This is a genomic window from Pseudarthrobacter oxydans (assembly GCF_030812335.1).
Classification (GTDB): domain Bacteria; phylum Actinomycetota; class Actinomycetes; order Actinomycetales; family Micrococcaceae; genus Arthrobacter; species Arthrobacter oxydans_B.
Map to the genome: position 1 here is coordinate 69785 of NZ_JAUSSN010000006.1, position 22680 is coordinate 92464.

Genomic DNA, 22680 nt, shown 5'->3' on the forward strand with positions numbered 1-22680 from the left:
AGTCGCTAGGGCTGCCCTAGATGCTGGCGTTGGCCCTGACCAGGTCGTCCGGGAAGTCAACCTCGACGGCGTAGAAATCGCTGATGTCGACCGGAGTCCACTTGACCTCGTCCTGCTTGATGGTCAGCTCGATGGCCTTCTCGAAGTAATCCTGGTCGTCGACTTCAATCAGTCGCTTGAGGAGCTTCTTCTTGTCTTTCGAGCTGACAAAGTTGATGCCGACAGCCTCTCCGTGGGCCACGTCGGCGGGGACAACCTTGGACAGTTCCAAGATTTTGCCATCCGCGTCGGTGGTGTACTTGACTTCCTCGTCCGAAACCGAGGAAATGTCCACGGTGATGAACGACTCGTCACGCTGGATATAGGGCAGCAGCATCCCGAGAATATCCGGGTCGAAGACCACGTCGCCGTTCATCCACAGCACGCCGCCCTTGGCGGAGTTCCGGACCGCCTTCAGGAGGCTCTTGGAGGTGTTCGTCTGGTCAAAGTTCTCGTTGTACACAAAAGATGCGTTCGGTACGTGTTCGAGGATCATCTCCAGCTTGAAGCCGACCGCAATGGTCAGCCGCAGCTTCTTGCCGAACTTGGTGTGCAGGTTCTGGACCTGCTGGTGCATGATGGTCCGGCCATCACTGAGCTCCGTCATGGGCTTCGGGTGCGGGCGCGCCAAACGCGTGCCCATTCCGGCAGCCAGAATTACGGCTTGAATTTTCATTGGTTTCCTCTTCAACGAGTGTGCTTTGGGACGGGGAGCGGCGAGCCGTAGCATCACTCGATCAGGCGTCTCGGCACCGTAAACGGGCCAAGGTGAGCGTCCCCCGCAGCCAAGCATACCGGCTTGCCCCCTGCCAGCCCAAGAAAGCCAGCAACCTTACGTTATCTCTGCGTTAACGCCCCCGGCCCCGACTGTTAACTTCCCCGGCCCCGGCCGCCGTGCAGTCGGTGCGGTGCCGCACTACCCGCCGGCGAACTCGCCGATGCGGGATCCGACGCCGAGCAGTTCCGCAATGGCTGCGACGGTTCGGCCGGCAGCCTCGCCGTCCCCGTAGGGGTTGACGGCGTTCGCCATGGCTGCGAAGTGCTGGGGGTCCCTGAGCAGACGTGTCACCTCGGCAACAATCCGCTCCTCATCCGTGCCGATGAGCGCCACGGTCCCGGCTTTGACGGCTTCCGGCCGTTCGGTGTTGTCCCGCATTACCAGCACAGGCTTGCCGAGGCTGGGAGCTTCCTCCTGCACGCCTCCCGAGTCCGTGATCACGAAGTGCGCCAGGGACAGCAGCCGCGTGAACTCTCCATAGGGGAGAGGCTCGGTGACAACGACGTTGGCTTTTCCTTCGAGGAGCGGCAGTAACGCTTCGCGCACAACGGGATTCTTGTGGGCCGGCAGGACTATCACCAGTTCGCGCTCGGCGTCGGCGATCCGGGCCAAGGCCCGTGCCACGCCGCGCATGGCATCTCCCTGGTTCTCCCGGCGGTGGGTTGTGACCAGGAGGATTTTCCTGCCGCTGGCGGCCAGGTCCTCAAGTTGCGGGTCAGTAAAGGCAACGGACTTGCCTACGGTGGTGAGGAGGGCGTCGATGACGGAATTGCCCGTGATGACGACGTCTTCCGGCCTAATGCCCTCCGCAATCAGGTTGCCTTTGCTGACGCTCGTCGGCGCCAGGTGGAGGCTCGCGATCTGGCTTGTGATCTTGCGGTTCGCCTCTTCCGGGAAGGGGGAGCGGAGGTCCCCGCTGCGGAGCCCTGCCTCGACGTGCACCAGGGGGATCCCGTGGTAAAACGCTGCGATCGCGGCGGCGGTGGAGGTCGTGGTGTCCCCTTGGACCACCACGGCATCCGGCCGGGTGTGCGTGAACAGCTTCTCCAGCCCATCGATGGTCCGTGTCAGGATGGCGGACAGCGACTGGCCGTGCTGGAGGATGTTCAGGTCGTGGTCGGGCACGATCCCAAAGAGTTCGTTGACCTGGTCCAGCATTTCGCGGTGCTGGCCAGTCACTGTAACGATGCAGCGAAAATGCGGCGAGCGCTCAAGGGCGTTGATCACGGGCGCCATTTTGATTGCCTCGGGCCTGGTGCCGAAGATCGGCATGATGCTGTGCATGGATGTTCCCCCAAAAAGACTCGGGCAGTGCGGTCTGGCAAGACTAATCGGACGGGGGGCTTAGCCCAGAAGCAGAAGGGCGATGACCAGGGCAGGCACGGTGACGGCGACGAGAATGACTGCTACCAGCGCAGCCAGGCGCTTGCGGCGGTAGGCCACTTCCCCGTCGTCGGGGTCCAGTTCGGCAGCGCGCTTGGCTGGGGCGGCGCTCCGGGGGGCGTAAGGGACGGGCTCCACACCTGGAACCAGGAGCGTGTCCGGAATCTCCTCGCGGAGGGCGCGGCGCCGCAGGTGGCGCGGGGCCGCTACAAGCCGGGGAGCATCGTCGGCAGGATCACCCAACAGCCGGTCCTCCTCGCCTCAATACATCGTCACTAGGCTGAGGGACTCAACCTGATCGCCTCCAATTCTTACATTCCCGCCCGCTGATCCGTACATTCCGGCCGCAGGGACACATCGATCAGGCCCCCGGTTTCAATGACAAACCGCCGCAGCCACTGCCCCGGACTCAGCACGGGACGGGAGGCAACCATCTGAACGTCCGCCGTCGTGCACTGCTGAATGAGCCGTCCAGCACGGGTGACGTGGTAGCTGGACGTCACCACAGTGAGGGACTTCCAGCCGTTGGCGTCAGCAAGGTCCGCAATGATCTCTGCCTCACTCCGGGTGTCCATGCCACTGGGGCGGAAACATACCAGTCCCGGGCGGGGGAACGCGGCCGAGTTGCAGATGTCGTCGGCCGCCGCATTGCCCAGGGTGTCTGTGTGGGACAGCACCAGCACCGGTGCTTCGAGCTCGCCCTGGAGCTTCTGTGCCACCGGCAGGCGTTCGGACGCGGCCCCGCCCAGCATGATCACAGCGTCCGTGCGGTGCAGGCTCAAGGGATCCACATTGACGAATAACTGAATTGCCACCACCAGCCACAGCATCGCGGCGCCGGAAACGGCGGCCAGAACCCAGCGGACACGCCGGGGTGCGGCGTTCAGCGCTGGCAGTGGCGGGGGCATGCCTACGAGTCTCGCATGGCCTCGAGGGAGCGGGGAAAACGTTGCCAGCGCGGCGTCCCAGGCAGCTTTCCCAGGGAACCCCCGCAACAACGAACCTCCGCCGTTGGCGCCCCCCTCGCGGTAGCGTTAGGGCTGTGCCTGAACACAAGACTGTCCCCCCGTTTAAAGCGACTGTGCCTGAAGCGACCGTGCCTGAAGCGGCTCCGTCTGATGCGATCCTGCCCAAAGCGCCCCTGACCGTAGCGGAGCTCTCCGAATCCCAGCTCCTGGAGCGCATCTTCCCGCGCCTGCACTACGGCCAGGAACACAACCCGTCCCTGATCCTGGGCCCGGGCGACGACGCCGCCATCGTGGCAGTCCCGGACGGACGGACAGTCCTCAGCATCGACACCCAGGTGGCCGACCAGGACTTCCGGCTCGAATGGAGCAACGGTTACCGGACCACGGGCTATGACGTCGGCTGGAAGGCGGCCGCGCAGAACCTCAGCGACATCAACGCCATGGGTGCCCGCGCAACCTCACTCGTCGTCAGCCTCACCATGCCCCCGGACACCCGGGTCGCCTGGGTCGAGGACTTCGCCGACGGACTCAGTGCCGGCATCCGGGAACTGGGCGCCCCGGACTGCGCCGTGGCCGGGGGCGACCTCGGCCGCGGCCGCGAGCTGGCGGTCAGTGTGGCAATTCTCGGAACCCTCGACGGCGGCTCACCCGTGCTGCGCTCCGGCGCCCGCGCGGGGGACATTCTCGCGCTGGCGGGCACCGTGGGGCGCGCCGCGGCGGGTCTCGCACTGCTGGAATCGGCAGTCCCGGTCGAGGCGCTGACCAGGGCGCAGCGCGCCCTGATGGACACCCAGTGCCGGCCCCTGCCGCCGCTGGCGGGAGGTCCACTGGCCCGGGATTCCGGCGCGACGGCCATGATGGACATTTCCGACGGGCTGGTCCGGGACGGCCACCGGATGGCTTCCGCCAGCCACGCCGTCCTGAACCTGGACGCGTCGGTACTGGAGCAACTGGCGGTTCCGCTCCTGCCCGCCGCCGAACTGCTCGGCACCGATCCGATGGCCTGGATCCTGGGCGGCGGGGAGGACCACGGACTGCTGGCCACATTCCCCCCAGGTCTTCAGCTGCCTCGCGGTTTCACTGCGATAGGCTCGGTAGAAGCCCCTGCACCAACGGACAGCACGGGCGTCAAGATAGCGGGCAGGCCCGCTGACACTGTGGGATGGGATCACTTTGCAGACTAAAATTGCCGCCAACGCGCAAGCGATGAAGCGGTGGTTGAGCAAGGCAGAAACGACGCTTGGAAACCACAGCGACCGCCTGAACGCCATCAACATCTTCCCCGTCGCCGACGGCGACACCGGCACCAACCTCTACCTCACGGTGCGTGCCGCCGCCCAGGCACTCCACGGCCTTGACACCGCCGCGATACCCCAGATCGCCGCGGATCCGCCGGTCCGTTCCTTTCCTCCGCCGGATCCGGCCCAGCACGACGTCGGCGTTATCCTCGCCCGGGCCGGCCTGGCGGCCATGGAAAAGGCCCGCGGCAACTCCGGCACGCTGTTCGCCGTTTTCCTGTGCGCCGCCGCTGAACCCCTTGCCGGCCACCCCCGGCTCAGCGCTCCGCTGCTGGCTGCCGCGCTGAACCGGGCCCAGCTCCGGGCCTGGTCAGCGTTGAGCGACCCGGTTCCCGGCACCATGCTCTCCGTGATGGAAGCCGCCGCGCGCGCCGCGGCTGCCGTGGATTCGGCCCACGACGGCGATGACAGCAACCACACCCTGGGCCTGGCCCTCGACGCCGCCGTAGCAGCCGCCCTCGCGGCCGTGGTGCGCACGGAGGACCAGCTGGAGGCACTGCACGCCGCCCATGTGGTGGATGCCGGCGGCGTCGGGATGCTGCTGATCCTCGACTGCCTCCGCTCCGCCGTCCTCGGCGAGGAACTCCAGGACCAGCTGCTGGACGGCCTGCACGGCTACGACGTCCAGGACCCGCACATCCACGCCGGCATGCCCCGGGATGACGGCGTGGAAGTCATGTGCACCATCACCCTTTCACCGCTGGACGCCGCCATGATGCGCCAGCGTCTCGACGAAATGGGTGACTCCGTCATCATGAGCCAGGTCAGCGGGGCAGCCGACGCCTCCGGGGCCTACCGCTGGCGTGTCCACGTCCACGTGCCGCACTCCGGGCCCGCCGTGGCCCTGATCCGTTCGCTCGGCGAACCCTCGGACATCAGCGTCAGCGAGCTTGCCGTGCCGGATGCCGAGCCCCTCAGCGCCGGCGACCGTGAACCCGCAGGGCAGGTCCCCGACGGACATGAACACTGACCTGGCCAACGCCGAACTGGGGCTGGACCTTGAACGCCGGATCGGCAAGCGCTCCGCAGCGGTCATCGAAAAACACCTCGGTATCACCACCGTCGGCGGGCTGCTGAACTACTTCCCCCGCCGCTACATGAACCGCGGTGAACTCACCCCCATCAGCGAGGTTCCGCTCGACGAGGAGGTCACCCTGATTGCCCGGGTGGTCTCCAGCAGCACCCGGTTCATGAAGACCCGCCGCGGCTCGCTGACCGACGTCGTGATCACCGACGACGCCGGCGCCGGGACCGGCCGGCCGGGCACGCTGAAGGTGAGCTTCTTCAACGGCCACCGGGCGAAGGCGGAGCTGCAGCCGGGCCGCCGCGCCCTGTTCTCCGGGAAGATCACCCGCTACGGCGGCGCCCTGGGGCTGACCAACCCCGACTTCCAGCTGCTGGACAAGGACCCGGACACCCCCGGGGTCGACCCGGAGAAGCTCGCCGCCATGCCCATCCCGGTGTACCCGGCCACCAGCAAGCTGACCAGCTGGTCCATTCAGAAGGTCGTCGAAACGCTGCTGGACACCGCGGACCTGGACGCCGTTCCCGACCCGCTGCCGGCGGAGATCACGGCCCGGGAGAGGTTCGTGCCGGTCGCCGACGCCTACCGACTCATCCACGCCCCGCACGGCCCCGCGGACTGGCAGCACGCCCGGGACCGGTTCCGCTACCAGGAAGCCCTGGTGCTCCAGTCAGCCCTCGCCCGGCGCCGCGCCCAGCTCGCCGCCGAGGAGGCGACCGCCCGCCGCGCCGTGCCGGAGGGGCTGCTGGCCGCCTTTGACCGGCAGCTGCCGTTCACCCTGACCGCCGGCCAGGCCGCCGTCGGCAAAACCCTGGCCGCGGAACTCGCCCAGGACTCGCCGATGAACCGCCTGCTCCAGGGCGAGGTCGGCTCCGGCAAGACCATCGTGGCCCTGCGCGCGATGCTTCAGGTGGTGGACGCCGGGGGTCAGGCCGCCCTGCTGGCCCCCACCGAGGTCCTCGCCGCGCAGCACTTCGAATCGATCCGCCGCACCCTCGGGCCGCTCTCCCGCGACGGCATGCTGGGCGGGTTCGGCCCCGACGCGGTCCAGGTCACGCTGCTCACGGGATCCATGCCCACCGCGGCCCGGAAACAGGCGATGCTGGACGCCGCCTCCGGAACCGCCGGGATCGTCATCGGCACCCACGCCCTGCTCAGCGACAACGTCTCCTTCTACGACCTGGGCCTGATCGTGGTCGACGAGCAGCACCGGTTCGGCGTCGAACAGCGCGATGTGCTCCGGTCCAAGGCCAGCAAGCCCCCGCACCTGCTCGTGATGACCGCCACCCCCATCCCCAGGACCGTGGCCATGACCGTGTTCGGCGACCTCGAAACGTCCGTCCTCGACGAACTCCCGGCCGGCCGCGCACCGATCACCACCCATGTCGTCGGGCTCGCGGAGCACCCGGCGTGGGCCACGCGCATCTGGAGCCGCGCCCGGGAAGAGATCGACTCCGGCCACCAGGTGTACATCGTCTGTCCCAAGATCGGCTCGGACGACGACGGCGACTTCAGTCCCGGCGAGGCCGAACCGTCGGCCGCCGACCTGGCCGGCGACAACGGGGCCCGCGAGCTGGCCTCCGTGGCCGGCGTCGTCGAACTCCTGCGGGACGAACCGGCCCTGGCCGGTGTGCCCGTGGCCCCCCTGCACGGCCGGCTGGACCCGGTGCTGAAATCCGAAACCATGGCCTCCTTCACCGCCAACCAGACCAAGCTCCTGGTCTCCACCACCGTCATCGAAGTGGGCGTGGACGTCCACAACGCCACCCTCATGGTGATCCTGGATGCGGACCGCTTCGGCATCTCGCAGCTCCACCAGCTCCGCGGCCGGGTGGGACGCGGCGGGCTGCCGGGCACCTGCCTGCTCGTCACCAGCCTGGAACCCGGCCACCCGAGCCGCCGCCGGCTCGACGCCGTCGCGGCCACTACCGACGGGTTCGTTCTCTCCCAGGAGGACCTCAAGCTGCGCCGTGAAGGCGACATCCTGGGCGCCTCCCAGTCCGGCGGCCGGTCCACGCTGAAGCTGCTGCGGGTCCTTGAACACGAGGACGTGATCGCCCGGGCCCGGCAGGACGCCTGGCAGATCGTCGGCGGCGACCCGTCACTGGGCGCCCACCCCGTCCTCGCCGCGGCGATCGACGAATACCTCAATCCGGAAAAGGAGGCGTTCCTTGAACGCGGCTAACACCATCCATGCATCCAGGGCGGCCCGGCCATGAGCCGCATCATTGCCGGGGCCGCGGGCGGAACCACCCTGGTCAGCGTCCCGGGGTCCCTGACCCGGCCCACCACGGACCGGGTCAAGGAGGCGCTCTTCTCCCGGCTGGACGCCTTCGAGGTGATCGCGGACGCCCGGGTGCTGGACCTCTACGCCGGGTCCGGTTCACTCGGCGTGGAAAGCGCCAGCCGCGGTGCGCAGAGTGTGGACCTGGTGGAATCCGACGGGAAGGCCAGCGAGGTCTGCCAGCGCAACGCGGACCTCGTGAACACCGTCGCGCGGCACAAGGTGGTCACGGTGCACCGCTCCAAGGTCGACTCGTTCCTGGACCGGACCCAGGACGCCGTCCGCTGGGACCTCGTCTTCCTCGATCCGCCCTACCCTCTCGACGAACCGGCGCTCGCCGGGGTGCTCGCCAAGCTGCTCCCGCACCTGGCCGAGGGCGCCGTCGTCGTCGTGGAGCGCTCGTCCCGGACCCCCGAGCCGTCCTGGCCCGACGGAATGGAACGGTTTGCGGAACGGAAGTACGGGGAAACGAAGCTCTGGTTTGCCGAACCCAGCGCGGAAGAAGGCCCGGAGGCCGAACCGGAGGACATCACCTAGTCCGCGAAAGCGTCCAGCGCGACGCCGGAGAGCACCTTCGCGGGGTGTGGTCCGCGGGCGGTGAGCGCCGCCGTCCATGCTTCCGGCCAGGGCCCCTGCGTTCCGGTCAGGATGATGTTGCCCGGGTAGCGGCCGCTGAACATGCCGGCCTCGGCAAAGGCGGACACATCGGCCACCGCCCGGCGCAGCGCGGCCACCTGGCTCCGGACCAGCGTGAGCCCGGGTTCGTCGCCCACGTTGACGATCAGCACGCCGCGGGGACTGAGTTTCGCTGCAGCTTCGCGGTAGAACTCCGTGCAGGCGATGTGCCCGGGCGCCTCCGGCCCGGAGAAGATGTCCAGGATCACGACGTCGAAGCGCAGGTCCGGGGACAGCTCGGCCAAGGCGTCCCGGGCATCACCGATCAGCGGGTGCAGCTCAGTGCCTTCGGGCAGGGGGAGCTGCTGCAGCACAAAGTCCAGCAGTTCCCGTTCCAGCTCCACCGCGTACTGCACCGAGCCCGGGCGGGTGGCCTGAATGTAGCGCGCCAGGGTCAGCGCCCCGGCCCCGAGATGGAGGGCGGTGATGGGTTCGCCCCACGGTGCCGCGAGATCCACCACGTGGCCGATCCGGCGCAGGTACTCGTAGAAGATGTCCGAGGGGTCCGCCAGGTTGACGTGCGACTGTTCCGCCCCGCCGATGCTGAGCACAAAGCCGCCCTCGGTGAAGGCATCGGGCTCGATCGTGGCGTGCTGGCCGGTGGTGCGCAGGAAGCGCGCGGCGGCGGGCGTGTCCGCCATCAGAGCCGGTCGCGGAGCGTCGCGAGCCGTTCGGCGGCTTCCTGCAGCACATCAATCCGTTTGCAGAACGCGAAGCGTAGCAGGCTCCGGGTGCGTTCGGCGCCTTCCGGGTGGCAGAACACCGGCACCGGAATCGCGGCGACGCCCACCAGGGCGGGCAGCCGGCGGGCCAGGTCGACGGCGTCGGAGATGCCCAGCGGCGCGGTGTCCACGTTGACGAAGTACGTGCCCTGCGGCGTGAAGACGTCCAGTCCCGCGGCCCGCAGGCCCTCGCTGAGGATGTCGCGTTTGAGCTGGAGGGTATCGGCGATGCCGGCATAGAACTCATCCGGCAGGCCCAGCCCGGCCGCAATGGCGCTCTGGAACGGGGTGCCGGAGCTGTAGCTCAGGAACTGCTTGATCGTGCGGGCGGCGGAGACCAGGTGCTCCGGCCCGCTGAGCCAGCCGATCTTCCAGCCGGTAAAGGAAAAGGTCTTCCCCGCGGAGGAAATTGTCAGGGTGCGGTCCGCGGCGCCCGGCAGGGTGGCCACCGGGATGTGCCGGGCACCGAAAGTGAGGTGTTCGTAGACCTCGTCGGTGATGATGATGGCGTCGTGCCGGACGGCGAGTTCGACGACGAGTTCCAGCACCTCCCGGGGGAACACCGCACCGGTCGGGTTGTGCGGGTTGTTGACCAGCACGACCTTGGTGCGGCTGTTGAATGCCGCTTCCAGGGCCTCCAGGTCCGGCATGAAGTCAGGGGCCAGGAGCGGGGCGGTGACGTGGCGGGCGCCGGAGAGGCCGATGATGGCGCCATAGGAGTCGTAGAACGGCTCGAAGGTGAGGACCTCATCGCCCGGGCCGACCAGGGCGAGCAGCGAGGCAGCGATGGCCTCGGTGGCGCCGGTGGTGACGATGATCTCGGTCTGCGGGTCCGGTTCCAGGCCGTAGAAGCGCTCCTGGTGGAGGGAAATCGCCTCGCGCAGCTCAAGGATGCCCTTGCCGGGGGCGTACTGGTTGGCGCCGGCGGCGATGGCCGCCTGCGCGGCGGCCTTGATCTCCACCGGGCCGTCCTCGTCCGGGAAGCCCTGGCCAAGGTTGATGGCGCCGGTCTGGAGTGCGAGGGTGGTCATTTCCTCGAAGATCGTGACGCCGAGCGTGCCGTCGGGGGAGAGCAGGTTGGCGCCGGTCGCGGTCCGCTGCCACGGGGACTGCATCGGGGAGCTCATCGGGTGCCCGCCTTCTCGCCGCGGCCGGTGAACTTGTCCATGGTGGAGTAGATCCCGAAGACCTTCCCGCCCACGAAGTCCCACGCCCGCACCGGTAGCAGGCCGCGCAGGACCTTACCCAGCTGCGCCGTGGCCGGGGCGACCAGCTGGGGCCGTCCGGCGGCGGTGGCACGCCAGGCCCGGTCCACGGCGTCCTCCGGCGTCATCAGCGGCGTCAGGAGCGGGCCGCGGGCGCCGTCGAACATCCCGGTGGAGATGTAGCTGGGGCAGAACGTCGTCACGGCGAGGTGGCCGAAGCCCTGCTGTTCGAGTTCGAGCCGCAGCGAATCGCTCCAGCCGATCACGGCCCATTTGGACGCCGCATAAACGCTCATCCTGGGGTTGGACACGGTGCCCGCGGCGGAGGCGATATTGAGGATCCGGCGCGGCCGGCCGGCGTCGCCCATCATGCCCGGCAGGAACGCATGGGTGACGTACATCGGCGCCAGCGCGTTGATCTCCATGGTCAGGGCAATGTCCCGTTCCGGGCGGTGCTCCCAGAACAGTGCGCCGCGGACGATGCCGGCGTTGTTGACCAGCAGCGTCAGCGGGCCCTCCTCCCGGCACGCCTCAGCGGCGTCGGCAATGGCGGCGCGGTCGGCGAGGTCCACCCGGCGGACGACGGCGCGCGCACCGAGGGCGGTCACTTCGGCGGCGGTCTTCGCCAGGCCGTCGGTGTCGACGTCCCAGAGAATCACGACGCCGGCGCCCTCGCGGGCCGCCCGCAGGGCGTACAGACGGCCCATGCCCATGGCGGCTCCCGTCACGAGAACCACGCCTCCGGATACGGTGAAAGGAATGCTTGATGCTGACATTCAGCCATGTTATCCCGGCCCGCGGCAGCAATACGGTAGGTTCGGAGCATGAGACGCGCCGTATGCCCTGGCTCCTTTGACCCCATCCACAACGGCCACCTGGAAGTCATTGCCAGGGCCGCCGGCCTCTTCGACGAGGTCATAGTGGGCGTCTCCACGAACTACGCCAAGAAATACCGCTTCACGCTCGAGGAACGCATCGACATGGCCCGGGAAACCCTGGCCTCCCTGCGCGGCATCGTGGTGGAGCCGGTGGGGGAGGGGCTCCTCGCCGAGTACTGCCGGCAGCGGGGCGTGGACGCCATCGTCAAGGGCCTCCGGTCCTCCTCCGACTTTGACTACGAACTGCCGATGGCGACGATGAACCGCCAGCTCACCGGCGTCGAAACTGTCTTCCTGCCCGCCGAGGGCCACTACCTCCACCTGTCCTCCACCCTGATCAAGGAAGTGTTCACCCTGGGCGGCAATGTGTCCGAGTTCGTGCCCCGCTCGGTGCTGAAACGGCTGACCTCCGGCGAGCCGGTCCGGGATCAGCCGCGCAGAGGGTAGGCTTGATCGGTACTCGGCGGCCTGCTGCCGGTTGCGAGGCCGAATCCAAAGCGGCCTGCGGTGTGAACCGCAGGCGTGCCCCCGGTTTGAGTCCGCCCGGAAGATCAGGCTAAGATAGTACGTCGGTCATATGTTCAACAGGAGTTCTCATTAAACGAGATGCTAGTTCGCCCCTGGCGTTCGACGTCAAGGACCTCGGACGCAGTCCGGGAAGCATGCGGACGCTGACGGAACATGTACCCGCACCGGGTGATCTCGGTGTGGCACTCATTGGCGTGCAGGAAGGCTCGGATGTCGAGCTGGATCTGCGGCTCGAGGCCGTACACGAAGGAATTTTGGTATCAGGAATCGCAAACGTCGAAGTTACTGGCGAATGCGGCCGATGCCTGGATCCCCTTGCGTATGACCTGGAGGTCAATGTGCAAGAACTTTTCTTCTACGAGGACGCTGAGTTCTCGGATGAAGAAGACGAAGAAGAGCAACGTCGAGTCGAGCACGATCTGATCGATCTTGAGCCGGTGTTGCGGGACGCAGTTGTAACCATGCTGCCGTTCCAGCCGGTGTGCCGGGAAGACTGCCAGGGCCTTTGCTCCGAATGTGGAGTACGCCTGGAAGACGAGCCGGGGCATCACCACGAGATCGTAGATCCTCGCTGGGCTGCCCTAGCTGACTTGGCTAAGCCTGACCGGCAAAACTGATTTGTAAGTGTTTTTCTAGAGAGAAATGAGTTAGCCGTGGCTGTCCCGAAGCGGAAAATGTCTCGCTCGAATACCCGCGCCCGCCGCTCCCAGTGGAAGGCAACTGCCCCCCACCTGGTGAAGACTGTCGAGAACGGCCAGGTCACGTACAGCCTGCCGCACCAGGCAAAGGTCGTAACCGACTCGGCTGGCACCGCGCTGTTCCTTGAATACAAGGGCCGCAAGGTCGCAGACGTCTAATCCGCCAACTGGCTGAAAAAGATGTCTTCAACTGAAGAGCTTCTGAAGCGTCTCGGTGTCACTATTGACGCCGGGACGCTTCGTCTTGCGCTCACACACCGCTCCTACGCCTACGAAAACGGCGGCATCCCCACCAACGAACGGCTCGAGTTCCTGGGCGACTCCATCCTGGGGTTCTCGGTAACCGACGCGCTGTACCGTGACAACCCCACGCTGCCCGAAGGGGACCTGGCCAAGCGCCGCTCCGCCGTCGTCAGCACCCGGGCCCTGGCGGGCATCGGCCGCAGCATCGGCCTTGGCGATTACATCTACCTCGGGCAGGGCGAAAAGCTCACCGAGGGCAAAAACAAGGCCTCCATCCTTGCGGACACGGTGGAGGCGCTGATCGGCGCCACCTATGTCTCCAATGACATCGAGACGGCGCGCCAGCTGGTCATGCGCCTCATCGGGCCGCTGCTCAAGGACGCCGCCGCGCTCGGCGCCGGCACCGACTGGAAGACCAGCATCCAGGAGCTGGCGGCCAGCCGGCAGCTCGGGACGATCAACTACGCCGTGGAGGGCTCCGGGCCGGACCACGCCCGGACGTTCGAGGCCATTCTGCGGATCGGCGGCAACGACTACGGCACCGGCTCGGGCAACTCCAAAAAGGAAGCCGAGCAGGAAGCTGCCGCGGATGCGTGGCGCAGGCTGTCGGCGCCGTCGGCTGCCGCGCCGGAACCAGCGGCGCCTGTTGAAGCCGTGGAGCCCGAAGCGCAGCAGCTGCAGTCCCAGACCGGCACCTAGGCACGCACCGTGCCTGAACTGCCCGAGGTCGAAGTGGTCCGCCGCGGCCTGGTGAGCTGGGTTCGGGGCCGGACCATCACCGCTGTTGAAGTGGTGGATCCGCGCTCCGTCCGCCGGCATGCGCTCGGCCCGGAGGACTTCGCCGGAAACCTGGAGGGCGCACGCGTCCTGGACGTGGTCCGCCGGGGAAAGTTCCTCTGGCTTCCGCTGGCGGACACTCCCGCCGCTGAACCCGGTGCCCGCGCCGCCGGCGGAACCATTCAGCCCTCCGTGGCCCTGATGGCGCACCTGGGCATGTCCGGGCAATTGCTGATGCAGGACTCCTCCGTTGCGGACGAGAAGCATTTGAAGGTGCGATTACTGCTCAGCCCCGCTGACGGCATGCCGGAACAGCTCCGGTTCGTGGACCAGCGCATTTTCGGCGGGCTCTTCCTCACTTCCCTGATCCCCACGGCCGACGGCGCGCCCGGCGGACTCGCCGAAACGCCGCTGCCGCTGATCGCCGAGGAAGCCGCCCACATCGCGCGCGACCCGCTGGACCCGTACTTTTCCTTTGACGAGTTCTACCGGCGTCTGCGGAGCCGCAAGACAGGGCTCAAACGCGCGCTGCTGGACCAGGGCCTCGTCTCGGGAATCGGCAACATCTACGCCGACGAGGCACTCTGGAAGGCCCGGCTGCACTTCGCCCGGCCCACCGACACGCTCCGGCGGGCGGAGGCCGCGCGTGTCCTCGACGCCGCGCGCGAGGTCATGACCGAGGCCCTGGCGGCCGGCGGCACCAGCTTCGACTCGCTCTATGTCAACGTCAACGGGGCCTCCGGCTACTTCGACCGCTCGCTCAACGCCTACGGCCGCGAGGGCAGGGAATGCAAACGCTGCGCCGCCGCCGGCCTGGCCGGCGTGATGAGGCGGGACCAGTTCATGAACCGTTCCTCCTACTCGTGCCCGGTCTGCCAGCCCCGGCCGCGCAACGGTCGTTGGTAGCGGCACCCGAAAAACAGGTAGTCCTACTCCTTTCGAACCGCGCACCACGCTGAAAGACTGTGGCGATGGGTGCTAGGGGATTGGGAACCGTGGTGGCGGTGGATGCGTTTGCGCGTGCTGCGGGCAGCCGGTGAGGGCCAAGCGGCTGGTCATCGCCGGGGTCGGCGTGGCTGCGATCCTCGGGGGCACCGCCGTCGTGCTGGACCAGATATCGGCGGGCCCGCCCGCTGAGTCGCGGTCCGCGCCGGTGGCCGGCAGCAGTCCGACGGCCGCCGGATCCAGCACCGGTCCCGTCGCGGCCGACGGGGCGGCGCAGGCGGGTGCAGGCGGTGGCGCGGCCGCGCCGGACGGCGGAGCCGCCGACGGTTCCGCCCCGGCGCCCGGCGGGCGTGAAGTCCTGCCGCCCGTGAGCGCGTCGCCCTCCGGGCTGCCGGTGCCCTCGCCTCCGGTTCCCCTCGTCAGCCTGCCCCTGCCCGCAATGGCATCAGCCCAGGGAAAAATCGTGGACGGATTCCCCGGGGACGCGATCTCGTTCCCGGACGGAGCGGTGGTTGTCTCAACGGGTGTCTCCCCGGCGGATGGATCCCTGCAGATTTCCGCGGACGCCATCGTCACTTCCAGCCAGGACTCGGTCGTGGGGCACTTCCAGCAGATCCTGGGGCCCCTGAAGTTCTGGTCCGAACGCGTACCGGCCGGGGAGGGGCAGCAGTCCATGCGGTTCAGCAGGGGCAATGACTCGGTGACTCTCACCACCGTTGCCACCGGGACGGGGAGCACGCGGTTCTTGCTCTTGGGGAATCTGCACGCGGCGACAGGCGGGTAACGACATGTACCTCTCCATGTCGGACCGCAACGGCGGCAAGAAGGACCTGGCTCCGCCGGCCACAGGGCCGGCCGGACCGCTGCAGACGCCCTTCCGTCTCTCCCCGGTCATTCTCTGGCTGGGCGTGGTCAGCATGCTCACCGACGTATCGTCCGAGTCCGTGTCCGCGATCCTGCCCCTGTACATCACCGGGTTCCTTGGCCTGTCAGCCATTGCGTTTGGAATCCTTGATGGCATCAACCAGGGCGCCAGCGCCGTCGTCCGGATCGCCGCCGGTTATGCGTCCGACCGGATCGGGAGCCCCAAACGGGTGGCCCTGGCAGGCTACGGCCTTTCCATGGTGGCCCGGATCGGCCTGCTGTTCGCCAGCGGATTCTGGGCCCTGAGCGCCGTCGTGGCGGGCGACCGTATCGGCAAGGGCATCCGGACGGCCCCGCGCGATGCTCTCATCACAGTGTCAGCCCAGCCGGAACATCTGGCGCGGCATTTCGGCGTGCACCGGATGCTGGACAACATCGGGGCGGCGGGCGGTCCCCTGCTGGCGTTCTTCATCCTCATGCTGATGCCCAACGGATACGGCACCGTCTTCGTCGTCTCACTGGCCTTCGCCATCATCGGTGTCGCAGTGCTCGCGCTTCTGGTCCCGAACCTGAAAACCCGGCAGCCGGGCAGCGCGGCGCCGGACAGCAAGACCGGGCCCGGGCGGGGATTCCGCTGGCGCCTCCTGCGTGAGCCCGGCCTTGGCCGTCTCCTGGTCGCCGCCGGCCTCCTGGGCCTGCTCACGGTGGGGGACGGCTTCATTTACCTCGTGCTGCAGGACCGGGACTCCTTTGCTGTGCAGTGGTTCCCGCTGCTGTACGTGGGCACGAACGTGGTGTTCCTGATCCTCGCCGTTCCGCTGGGCCGTCTCGCGGACCGCTGGGGCAAGGCGCGGGTCTTTATTGCCGGGCACGTCGCCCTTCTTGCCTGTTACCTGCTGGCTGCGGCCCCGGTCGGGGGACTTGGACCCACCGTGGCGTGCCTGGTTCTGCTCGGAGCGTTCTATGCCGCGACCGACGGGGTGCTGGCGGCGCTGGCGAGCCAGCTGACGCCGCCGGACAAACTCGCCACGGGCCTCGGCGCCGCCCAGACGGTGGTGGCGCTGAGCCGGATGACCGCCTCCGTCGGGTTTGGTGTCCTGTGGTTCGCGCTGGGTCCCTCCGTGGCGATGGTGGTGGTTGGTAGCTTCCTGGCCGTGGGCGTTGTGGCGTCCTGGTTCATTCTTCGCGGCGGCCTGCGGCAGAGGCCGGCAGCTTGACCGCCGTCGGGAGCAAACTGCGGTGGGGGATTCTGCTGGTGGTCACTGCGCTGGTGGTTGTCGCCGCCGGAGCCTACGCCGCCGTTGCCTTCCAGCGCTTCCAGGACAGCCGGACGGCGGTATCGACCGCGCGGGTGGCGTCCGGCGCCGCCGTGCTGGCGAGGGGCTCTGTCCTGTTCCGCAATACGGCGCCCGGACAGGGGTACGGGATGATTGGCACCGTTCCGCTCTCGGACCCTGCCGGGGAGCGGTCTTTGGCAGGAGTGGCCTGCGACCGGGTGTACGGCACCCTGCAGAACATCGTCTGCCTGAAGACCAGCCGGGGGCTGGTGACCAGCTTCGAAGCTGTCCTGCTGAACCCGGACTGGCAGCCGGCCAGGAACTGGGCCGTACCTGGCATTCCCAGCCGCACCCGGCTGAATGCCGACGGGACCCTGGTGGCCACCACGGTGTTTGTCACGGGACATTCGTACGGCAGCGGGGGCTTCTCCACGGAGACGTCCATCACGACCGCGCAGGGAAGCGGCGGGACCGGGAACCTGGAGGACTTCGCCCTCCTCGTCAACGGCACGCGCGTCACCGCCGCAGACCGCAATATCTGGGGTGTGACCTTCGCCCCGGGCCAAAGCGACACGTTCTACGCGACGGCGGCATCATCGGGCCGCATCTGGCTGGTGCAGGGGAGTATTTCGGCCCGAACCCTCACGGCAATCCACGACGGCGTGGAGTGCCCGTCGCTTTCGCCCGACGGCACCCGGATCGCGTACAAAAAGAACACCGGCAGCCCGCTGGCCGCGCACTGGCGTGTCGCGTTCCTGGACCTGGCCACCGGGAAGGAAACCGTGTTGTCCGAGCCGCGGAGCGTCGACGACCAGATTGAGTGGCGTGACGACCAGACACTGCTCTACGGACTCGCCCGCGACGGCGCCGCCGGAGACAGCGATATCTGGCAGATCAGCGCCGATCCCGCGTCCCGTTCCTCCCTCTATATCGAACACGCCTGGTCCCCGTCGGTGCTGCGCTGACCGGAGTCTCCGCCGTGGATCCTGAGCCCTGAATACCCGTCGATTGCTCCATAACTGCCGTTTTCAAGCCTCAAAAGGGCCGTTGTGGAGCAACGGATGACGCTTAGGGCGAAGCGGGGGCAAAGACGACATCGACGAAGTAGTTGGTGGAGTTCCAGGAGTTCGTCGGTACGGACCCGCCGGAGCCGTACTGGTACAGGCCGTTGCGCGGTCCCGGCGCGGTTATGACACCGTTGATCCAGGACTCGGCAAAGAACGCCGCGGTGTAGGGATAATTGCCGTTCGGAGCCAGGTACGACACGACGTAGCTCTGCCCCGGCTCAAGCGCGACGGGAGCAGACAGCGAGGCCGTCTGCCAGCCGGTGGCCGTCTCGTTCGTGAAGGTCACCTGGGCAAGTCTCTCGCCGGCGGCAGTCCACAGCGAGCCGACATGCGTTCCCGTGTTGCCGGCGCCCTTGTAGAACCTGATGCCCGTGGCACTGCCGGCCACCGACACCGAGAAGGCGGTGCCGAGCTCAATGGAGGAGTTGTCTCCGGTCGCGGCCGGGACGGCCGGGAGCAGGGAACCGAACAGTGTCTGGTCGGCGCCGGTCTGGCCCGCCGTTGTGAACTCCCAGCTGAACGGCGCCAGCACTGCGCCTTGGGCAGAGACCAGATTGCTGACGCTGGCGGTGATCACGGTCGCCGCCGGCAGCGGCGCTGCCGGCGAGAAAGTGATCGTCCTGGCATCCGCTGACAAGGCGGAGGAACCGGCGACGGCGGCACCGCCGGCTGACAGGGCGAAGCTGAAGCCGGTCTGGAGAGGCGTTGACAACGTCACCGTCGGTTTCGAGTTCAGCGGGAAGCCCTCCGAATCTGCTGCCGGCACCTGCGCCGTCACGCTGAGCGGTGGCACGGTCACGACAAAGTCCACGTCCACGAGATAGCTTGCGCTGGACGACGATCCCGGGAAGTCGCCGCTGTACGTATAGGCCCCGGCGCCAGATGCCGTCCGGAGCGGTCCGTTGGTGAGCCCGGTACTAAGACCGCCCGCTGTCGCCGAGTACACCCCGGTGGGCGTGCGGTAGGCAGCCACGTATTCGGTGTTGGGGGCGATGTCCACGGGCTGGCTGAAGGTGGCTGTCTGCCACCCGGAGGAGGATTCGCCCGTAAAGGTGGCTGCCGCGAGCTGCTGGCCGGCGGCGGTGTAAAGGCCACCGGTGTGGGTCCCGGTATTTCCCGCGGACTTGTAGAAGCGGATGCCCGTGACCTGGCCGGAAGTATCGCTGGCGAAGCGGACGCCCAGGGTCAATGGCACTCCGTCATTGAATTCCGCGCCCGGAGTCACGGTGTCCTGGTACAGCGAGCACGGGCAGACGCCTTCGGTCCGCGGAGGCGGAACGGTCGTGAAGGTCCAGGTGCCGCCGCTGAGCGCCTGCCCCGTGGCCGACGTGGCGGTCACGGTGGCCGTGTAGCTGGTAGCGGGACTCAGGGGGGCAGCCGGCGTGAACGTGACCCGGCCCGTCGTCCCGTCGAAGCCGGACGTGCCGGGGACATCACTGGAGTCGGGACCGGTCAGGGTCATCACTGCACCGGACTCCGCCGGAGGCTTGGATAGAGCTGCCGAAACCGTGGCATCCAGGGCGACGCTGGACGAGCCGGGCAGCGGCGTCTGTGCCCCGGCCATGAATGGCGGATCGGGATACTGGACCACAACGTCCACCAGGTAGCTGGCGTTGGAACGGTTGCCCGGGAAATCATTCGTGTAGGAGTAGGCCCCGGCGTCGGCCGGGGTTCGCAGGTTCCCGACGCTGAGTCCGGGCCCGAAGCCGTTCACGGTCGCGGAGTAGGATCCGGTGGTGCTCTTGTAGGCCATGATGTATTCGGTGCCCGCCGTCATGGCAACCGGCTGGTTGAAGTGGGCCGTCTGCCAGCCGGACGTGCTCTCGTTTGCGAAGGTGACAGTGGCGAGTTGCTGCCCGGAGGCAGTGAAGAGGGTGCCGGTGTGTGTGCCGGTGTTCCCCGCCGACTTGTAGAAGCGGACGCCGGTGACAGTCCCGGCAGCAGTGCTGGAGAAGCGGACTCCAATCGTCAGCGGCACACCGTCCCGGATCTCCTGGATACCCGGGACAACAGCATCATCAAAGAAGCTGCAGGGGCAGCTCCCCGGTACCGGCGGAGACACCACCGTGGTGAAGGACCAGGTCGCGCCGCTGGTCAAGGAACCGCCGCTCGCATCCGCGGCGCTGAGCGTCGCAGTGTAGGTGGTGCCAAGGTCCAGGCCGGCGGACGGCGTGAAGGTGGCCTTCCGCGTCGCGGGGTCGTATCCGGTGGTGCCCGCGACCGCCGATCCGTCTGCCGTGAGCGTCAATTGCACGCTGGAAGCCGTGACGGCCTTGGAGAACACCGCCCCCACCGTTGTGGCCTGCGGGACGCTCGATGAGCCGTCCAGCGGCCAGTGCCCGGCCGCCGTCAGCTCGGAGGTGTCAACGGTGTCGAACAGGGCGTCGACAAAGTAGTTGCCGTTGCTGAAACTGGTCGACGGAAACGACCCCGGAGCGGCGTAGACTCCGGCCGGGGGGCTCCCGAATCCGCCGGCTACGGTCAAAGGCGGGTCAGTCAGCCCAAAGCTGACCCACTGGTATTCCTTGCTGGCATAGTGGCCGTTCGGTGCCGTGTACGAGATGACGTATTTCTGTCCGGCGGCCACCGGAACCGGCTGGCCGAAGCGGACTTGCTGCCAGCCGGATGCCGTTTCCGCTGTGAACGTGGCCGTTGCGAGCCGCTCGCCGGCGGAACTCCACAGCGAACCGCTATGGGTCCCGGTATTGGCGGTGCTCTTGTAGAAGCGTGCCCCGGTGATGAAACCGTCCACGCTGGGCGTGATGTTCATTCCCAGCTCGTAAGCCCCGCCGTCCTGGGAATCCGGCACAGCGGGTTTCTGCTGCCCGAAGACGGAGTAGGGCCCGGTGAGCTGGAGCTGACGGGTGAAGGGTGCCCCGATGTTGGCGCTGTCGTCGACGGCGCGCACCTGGATGCTGGCCGTGGCGAGGCCCTTCTGGATGTAGGTGTAGGACCAGTTTTGCCGGCCCTGGGCAGGATGCCAGCTGCTTCCGCCGTCGGTGGAGACTTCGACTCCGGCCACGATGCCGCCGGTGTCGCTGGCCGTTCCGGTCACCGTGACGCTGGTGCCGTGCGGAATAGTCGCGCCCTCCGCAGGCGAGGAGACCGCCACGGTCGGGCCCGCCGTATCACTGCTGGCCGACGCGGCTGACAGCGCCGTGTCGCGGGTGGCGGGCTGGGCGCCCATGTCGGCCAGGAGATTGATCTGCGCCTGCTGCATCCGCGGATCCGCGGCGCCGCCGTCGCCGTCGTGCTCCTCGTCCAGGCCCCACGTCCACTGAACCGTGCCCGCAGAGAAGACGAGGGCCCCGCTGGCGGCACGGTACATGGTCGTATTGTGGGTGGTGGTTCCCGGCTCGACGCTATTGCCGAAATCCTGCAGATACTGCGGCGTGGTCCCCGTGGTGGTGGACAGCCGGATCAGCCCGGCCGGCCGAAATCCGTTGTCCAGGTCCTCATTGGATTCGTAGCCTACCGTGTGCGGCGCCAGCTGCGCGGAACCGCCGGCCGCGAGCGTCGCCAGGGAGGTGTTGCGCCAGAGACGTGCTTTTCCCTCGGCGGCGCTGACCGTGATGGGCAGGTCCGTGTAGTTGGAGACGTACATCGTCCCGGTCAATGCGTTTTCTGGAAGGCCCCCGCCGTTGGCCTGGGCGGCATACCGCGGATCGCGCCAGGTCCCTGTCCATTCCGTGCTGGGGTCGATCTTGCCGTTGGCCCAGGTCTCCTTGTAGGAGGTGATCGTGCGGCCGGCCGCACCGTCGACCGGCGACGGCTCCATCCGCGTCCGCCAGTACACCTCATTGCCGGAGAGGAACTGCAGGTTCACACCGGCGTCGCGTGCTGCCTCCACATTGGCCCGCTGTGCGCCGGACCAGTATTCGTCGTGGCCCACCGAGAGGAAGACTTTGTGGTTCAGGAGCTGGGCACCGTTCCGGTCAGTGTCCACCCCGCTGATGTAGCTGACGTCGTAGCCGTTTTTCTCCAGGAAGCGGACCAGGGGGTACTCGTTGCTGAAGTAGAAGTCACGGCCGTCCATGGCACCCCGCGTATTCACCGGACGGTTGTAGCTGATTTTGTAGGCCCGGCCGTTCTGGGCGCCCTGGTAGAAATCCGAGCCGCCGTAATCGTTGTAGGCCTGCCATGTTGTGTCGGAGGTCTGGAAGACAACGTCGGAATGGCTGCCATCGGAGCGGACCACGAAGGTGATGTGGCTCCGGCTGCCGTTGTCCGGCCGCGTCAGCAGCGCAACATACACACCGGAGACGGCCGTCGCGGGAACCTGCCAGGTCGCGGACACGGCCCACGTTCCGCAGTCGTAGAGTTCGGTGGTGACGTCGGTGAGGCACTGGGGCTGCGTTTGCCGAAACGCGGCCGGAGTGACGTTGGCGATCTTCCGGGCGCCGAGTCCCTGGTACCAGCCGGTCCGGTAGATGCCGATCGTGTAGCTGGCCGCGTTGGTGTCCACCTTGAAGCGGATGGGCTGGCCGGCATTGACACTGACCTCGGTCGAGAATCCCTGGATGTCTGAATCGCCCGCGCCGGTGATGTCCCATTCCTCGGGCGGTGCCCCGGGCTTCGAATTTTCACAGGCCACGGCATTCAGGAGCGGAGCGCACGGATCCGCGGCACTGGCCGTAGGCAGGAGAGCCGCCGGCCCAGCAGCCGGCAACAACGCCGCAACCAAGGCGATGGCCAGCGGAATGACGGCTCGCTTGAGCATTTTCAGCGGGCGGGCGGCTGAGGAAACGGACATGTGTACTCCTGAGTGAGTGCGCTCTCGCGGTATCGGGACGGCGCATCGTGCCCCGTCCCGTGCCGCCACCCCCCGGCGCAGCCAACCACTGTATTCAGTTCTCCCCAATGCCGGTGTTGCACGGCTTGCGCCCCCCCTGCGCCAGTGGTGGAGCGCAGCATCAGCTGCGCCCTGCCAACGTCGGGCCGGTGTGAGACCACCGGTCCGAGTAGCGTCAAGCAACTCCTAGCGCGATCGTAAGGTGGTCCGCGGAAAGGCAACAAAGGAATTCCTT

20 protein-coding genes are annotated in these 22680 nt (G+C 67.5%); 12 read left to right on the forward strand and 8 right to left on the reverse strand.

The features are described 5' to 3' along the window. Window positions 1-16 precede the first annotated feature (16 nt). The 4 genes from J2W14_RS11355 to J2W14_RS11370 form a co-directional block, all read right to left on the reverse strand. Window positions 17-715: a phosphocholine cytidylyltransferase family protein gene (locus J2W14_RS11355; protein WP_307462477.1), complete on the reverse strand. Its 699-nt coding sequence runs from the start codon at window positions 713-715 to the stop codon at window positions 17-19. Window positions 716-955: 240 nt separating this feature from the next. Then, window positions 956-2101, reverse strand: a complete 1146-nt coding sequence (wecB, locus tag J2W14_RS11360) for a non-hydrolyzing UDP-N-acetylglucosamine 2-epimerase (protein WP_307462478.1) — start codon at window positions 2099-2101, stop codon at window positions 956-958. A 60-nt stretch (window positions 2102-2161) separates the two neighbouring features. Continuing rightward, the gene (locus tag J2W14_RS11365; protein ID WP_307462481.1) at window positions 2162-2443 is read right to left on the reverse strand and encodes a hypothetical protein; all 282 of its coding nucleotides are present in this window, start codon (window positions 2441-2443) and stop codon (window positions 2162-2164) included. Window positions 2444-2511: 68 nt separating this feature from the next. After that, the gene (locus J2W14_RS11370) at window positions 2512-3108 is read right to left on the reverse strand and encodes a YdcF family protein (protein ID WP_307462482.1); all 597 of its coding nucleotides are present in this window, start codon (window positions 3106-3108) and stop codon (window positions 2512-2514) included. A 188-nt stretch (window positions 3109-3296) separates the two neighbouring features. Here J2W14_RS11370 and thiL point away from each other — a divergent pair, with 188 nt between their 5' ends. The 4 genes from thiL to rsmD are packed head-to-tail and all read left to right on the forward strand — an operon-like array spanning window position 3297 to window position 8311. Continuing rightward, window positions 3297-4352 carry a thiamine-phosphate kinase gene (gene thiL, locus J2W14_RS11375; RefSeq protein ID WP_307462484.1) on the forward strand — a complete coding sequence of 352 codons (1056 nt, stop codon included), beginning with the start codon at window positions 3297-3299 and terminating at the stop codon, window positions 4350-4352. Between the two features lie 22 nt (window positions 4353-4374). Beyond that, the gene (locus J2W14_RS11380) at window positions 4375-5436 is read left to right on the forward strand and encodes a DAK2 domain-containing protein (protein WP_307462828.1); all 1062 of its coding nucleotides are present in this window, start codon (window positions 4375-4377) and stop codon (window positions 5434-5436) included. After that, on the forward strand, window positions 5426-7675 hold the full coding sequence (locus J2W14_RS11385; protein WP_307462486.1) for an ATP-dependent DNA helicase RecG: 2250 nt from the start codon (window positions 5426-5428) through the stop codon (window positions 7673-7675). The genes J2W14_RS11380 and J2W14_RS11385 overlap by 11 nt, the downstream gene beginning before the upstream one ends. Before the next feature lie 30 nt (window positions 7676-7705). Continuing rightward, on the forward strand, window positions 7706-8311 hold the full coding sequence (gene rsmD, locus J2W14_RS11390) for a 16S rRNA (guanine(966)-N(2))-methyltransferase RsmD (RefSeq protein WP_307462487.1): 606 nt from the start codon (window positions 7706-7708) through the stop codon (window positions 8309-8311). Here rsmD and J2W14_RS11395 read toward each other — a convergent pair. From J2W14_RS11395 to J2W14_RS11405, 3 genes are read right to left on the reverse strand one after another with little or no spacing between them, the layout of a single operon-like run. Further along, the gene (locus tag J2W14_RS11395; protein ID WP_307462488.1) at window positions 8308-9090 is read right to left on the reverse strand and encodes a spermidine synthase; all 783 of its coding nucleotides are present in this window, start codon (window positions 9088-9090) and stop codon (window positions 8308-8310) included. The two genes, rsmD and J2W14_RS11395, sit on opposite strands and share 4 nt — an antisense overlap. Continuing rightward, complete coding sequence (locus J2W14_RS11400; protein WP_307462489.1) at window positions 9090-10298, reverse strand: aminotransferase class I/II-fold pyridoxal phosphate-dependent enzyme; 1209 nt, start codon at window positions 10296-10298, stop codon at window positions 9090-9092. Before J2W14_RS11400 ends, J2W14_RS11395 begins: the two co-directional genes overlap by 1 nt. Continuing rightward, a complete protein-coding gene (locus J2W14_RS11405; protein WP_307462491.1) occupies window positions 10295-11152 on the reverse strand; it encodes an SDR family NAD(P)-dependent oxidoreductase in 858 nt (285 codons plus the stop codon). The genes J2W14_RS11400 and J2W14_RS11405 overlap by 4 nt, the downstream gene beginning before the upstream one ends. 48 nt (window positions 11153-11200) lie before the next feature. On the opposite strand from J2W14_RS11405, the gene coaD reads away from it, so the two are divergent. The 8 genes from coaD (at window position 11201) to J2W14_RS11445 (ending at window position 17551) form a co-directional block, all read left to right on the forward strand. Continuing rightward, window positions 11201-11701, forward strand: a complete 501-nt coding sequence (coaD, locus tag J2W14_RS11410; protein ID WP_307462492.1) for a pantetheine-phosphate adenylyltransferase — start codon at window positions 11201-11203, stop codon at window positions 11699-11701. 173 nt (window positions 11702-11874) lie between these two features. Continuing rightward, complete coding sequence (locus J2W14_RS11415) at window positions 11875-12399, forward strand: YceD family protein (RefSeq protein ID WP_282380402.1); 525 nt, start codon at window positions 11875-11877, stop codon at window positions 12397-12399. A gap of 36 nt (window positions 12400-12435) precedes the next feature. Beyond that, the gene (gene rpmF, locus J2W14_RS11420) at window positions 12436-12639 is read left to right on the forward strand and encodes a 50S ribosomal protein L32 (protein ID WP_009356569.1); all 204 of its coding nucleotides are present in this window, start codon (window positions 12436-12438) and stop codon (window positions 12637-12639) included. 21 nt (window positions 12640-12660) lie between these two features. After that, window positions 12661-13422, forward strand: a complete 762-nt coding sequence (rnc, locus tag J2W14_RS11425) for a ribonuclease III (protein WP_307462495.1) — start codon at window positions 12661-12663, stop codon at window positions 13420-13422. 9 nt (window positions 13423-13431) lie between these two features. Then, window positions 13432-14406, forward strand: coding sequence for a bifunctional DNA-formamidopyrimidine glycosylase/DNA-(apurinic or apyrimidinic site) lyase (gene mutM, locus J2W14_RS11430; protein ID WP_307462497.1), 975 nt, complete (start codon window positions 13432-13434; stop codon window positions 14404-14406). Window positions 14407-14536: 130 nt separating this feature from the next. Beyond that, entirely contained in the window at window positions 14537-15229 is a 693-nt protein-coding gene (locus J2W14_RS11435; RefSeq protein WP_307462499.1) for a hypothetical protein, read from the forward strand. A 4-nt stretch (window positions 15230-15233) separates the two neighbouring features. After that, window positions 15234-16526, forward strand: coding sequence for an MFS transporter (locus J2W14_RS11440; protein WP_307462500.1), 1293 nt, complete (start codon window positions 15234-15236; stop codon window positions 16524-16526). Then, window positions 16523-17551, forward strand: a complete 1029-nt coding sequence (locus J2W14_RS11445) for a TolB family protein (RefSeq protein ID WP_307462501.1) — start codon at window positions 16523-16525, stop codon at window positions 17549-17551. Before J2W14_RS11440 ends, J2W14_RS11445 begins: the two co-directional genes overlap by 4 nt. 103 nt (window positions 17552-17654) lie before the next feature. On the opposite strand, the gene J2W14_RS11450 is transcribed toward J2W14_RS11445, so the two are convergent. After that, complete coding sequence (locus J2W14_RS11450; protein ID WP_307462503.1) at window positions 17655-22406, reverse strand: DUF4082 domain-containing protein; 4752 nt, start codon at window positions 22404-22406, stop codon at window positions 17655-17657. Window positions 22407-22680 lie beyond the last annotated feature (274 nt).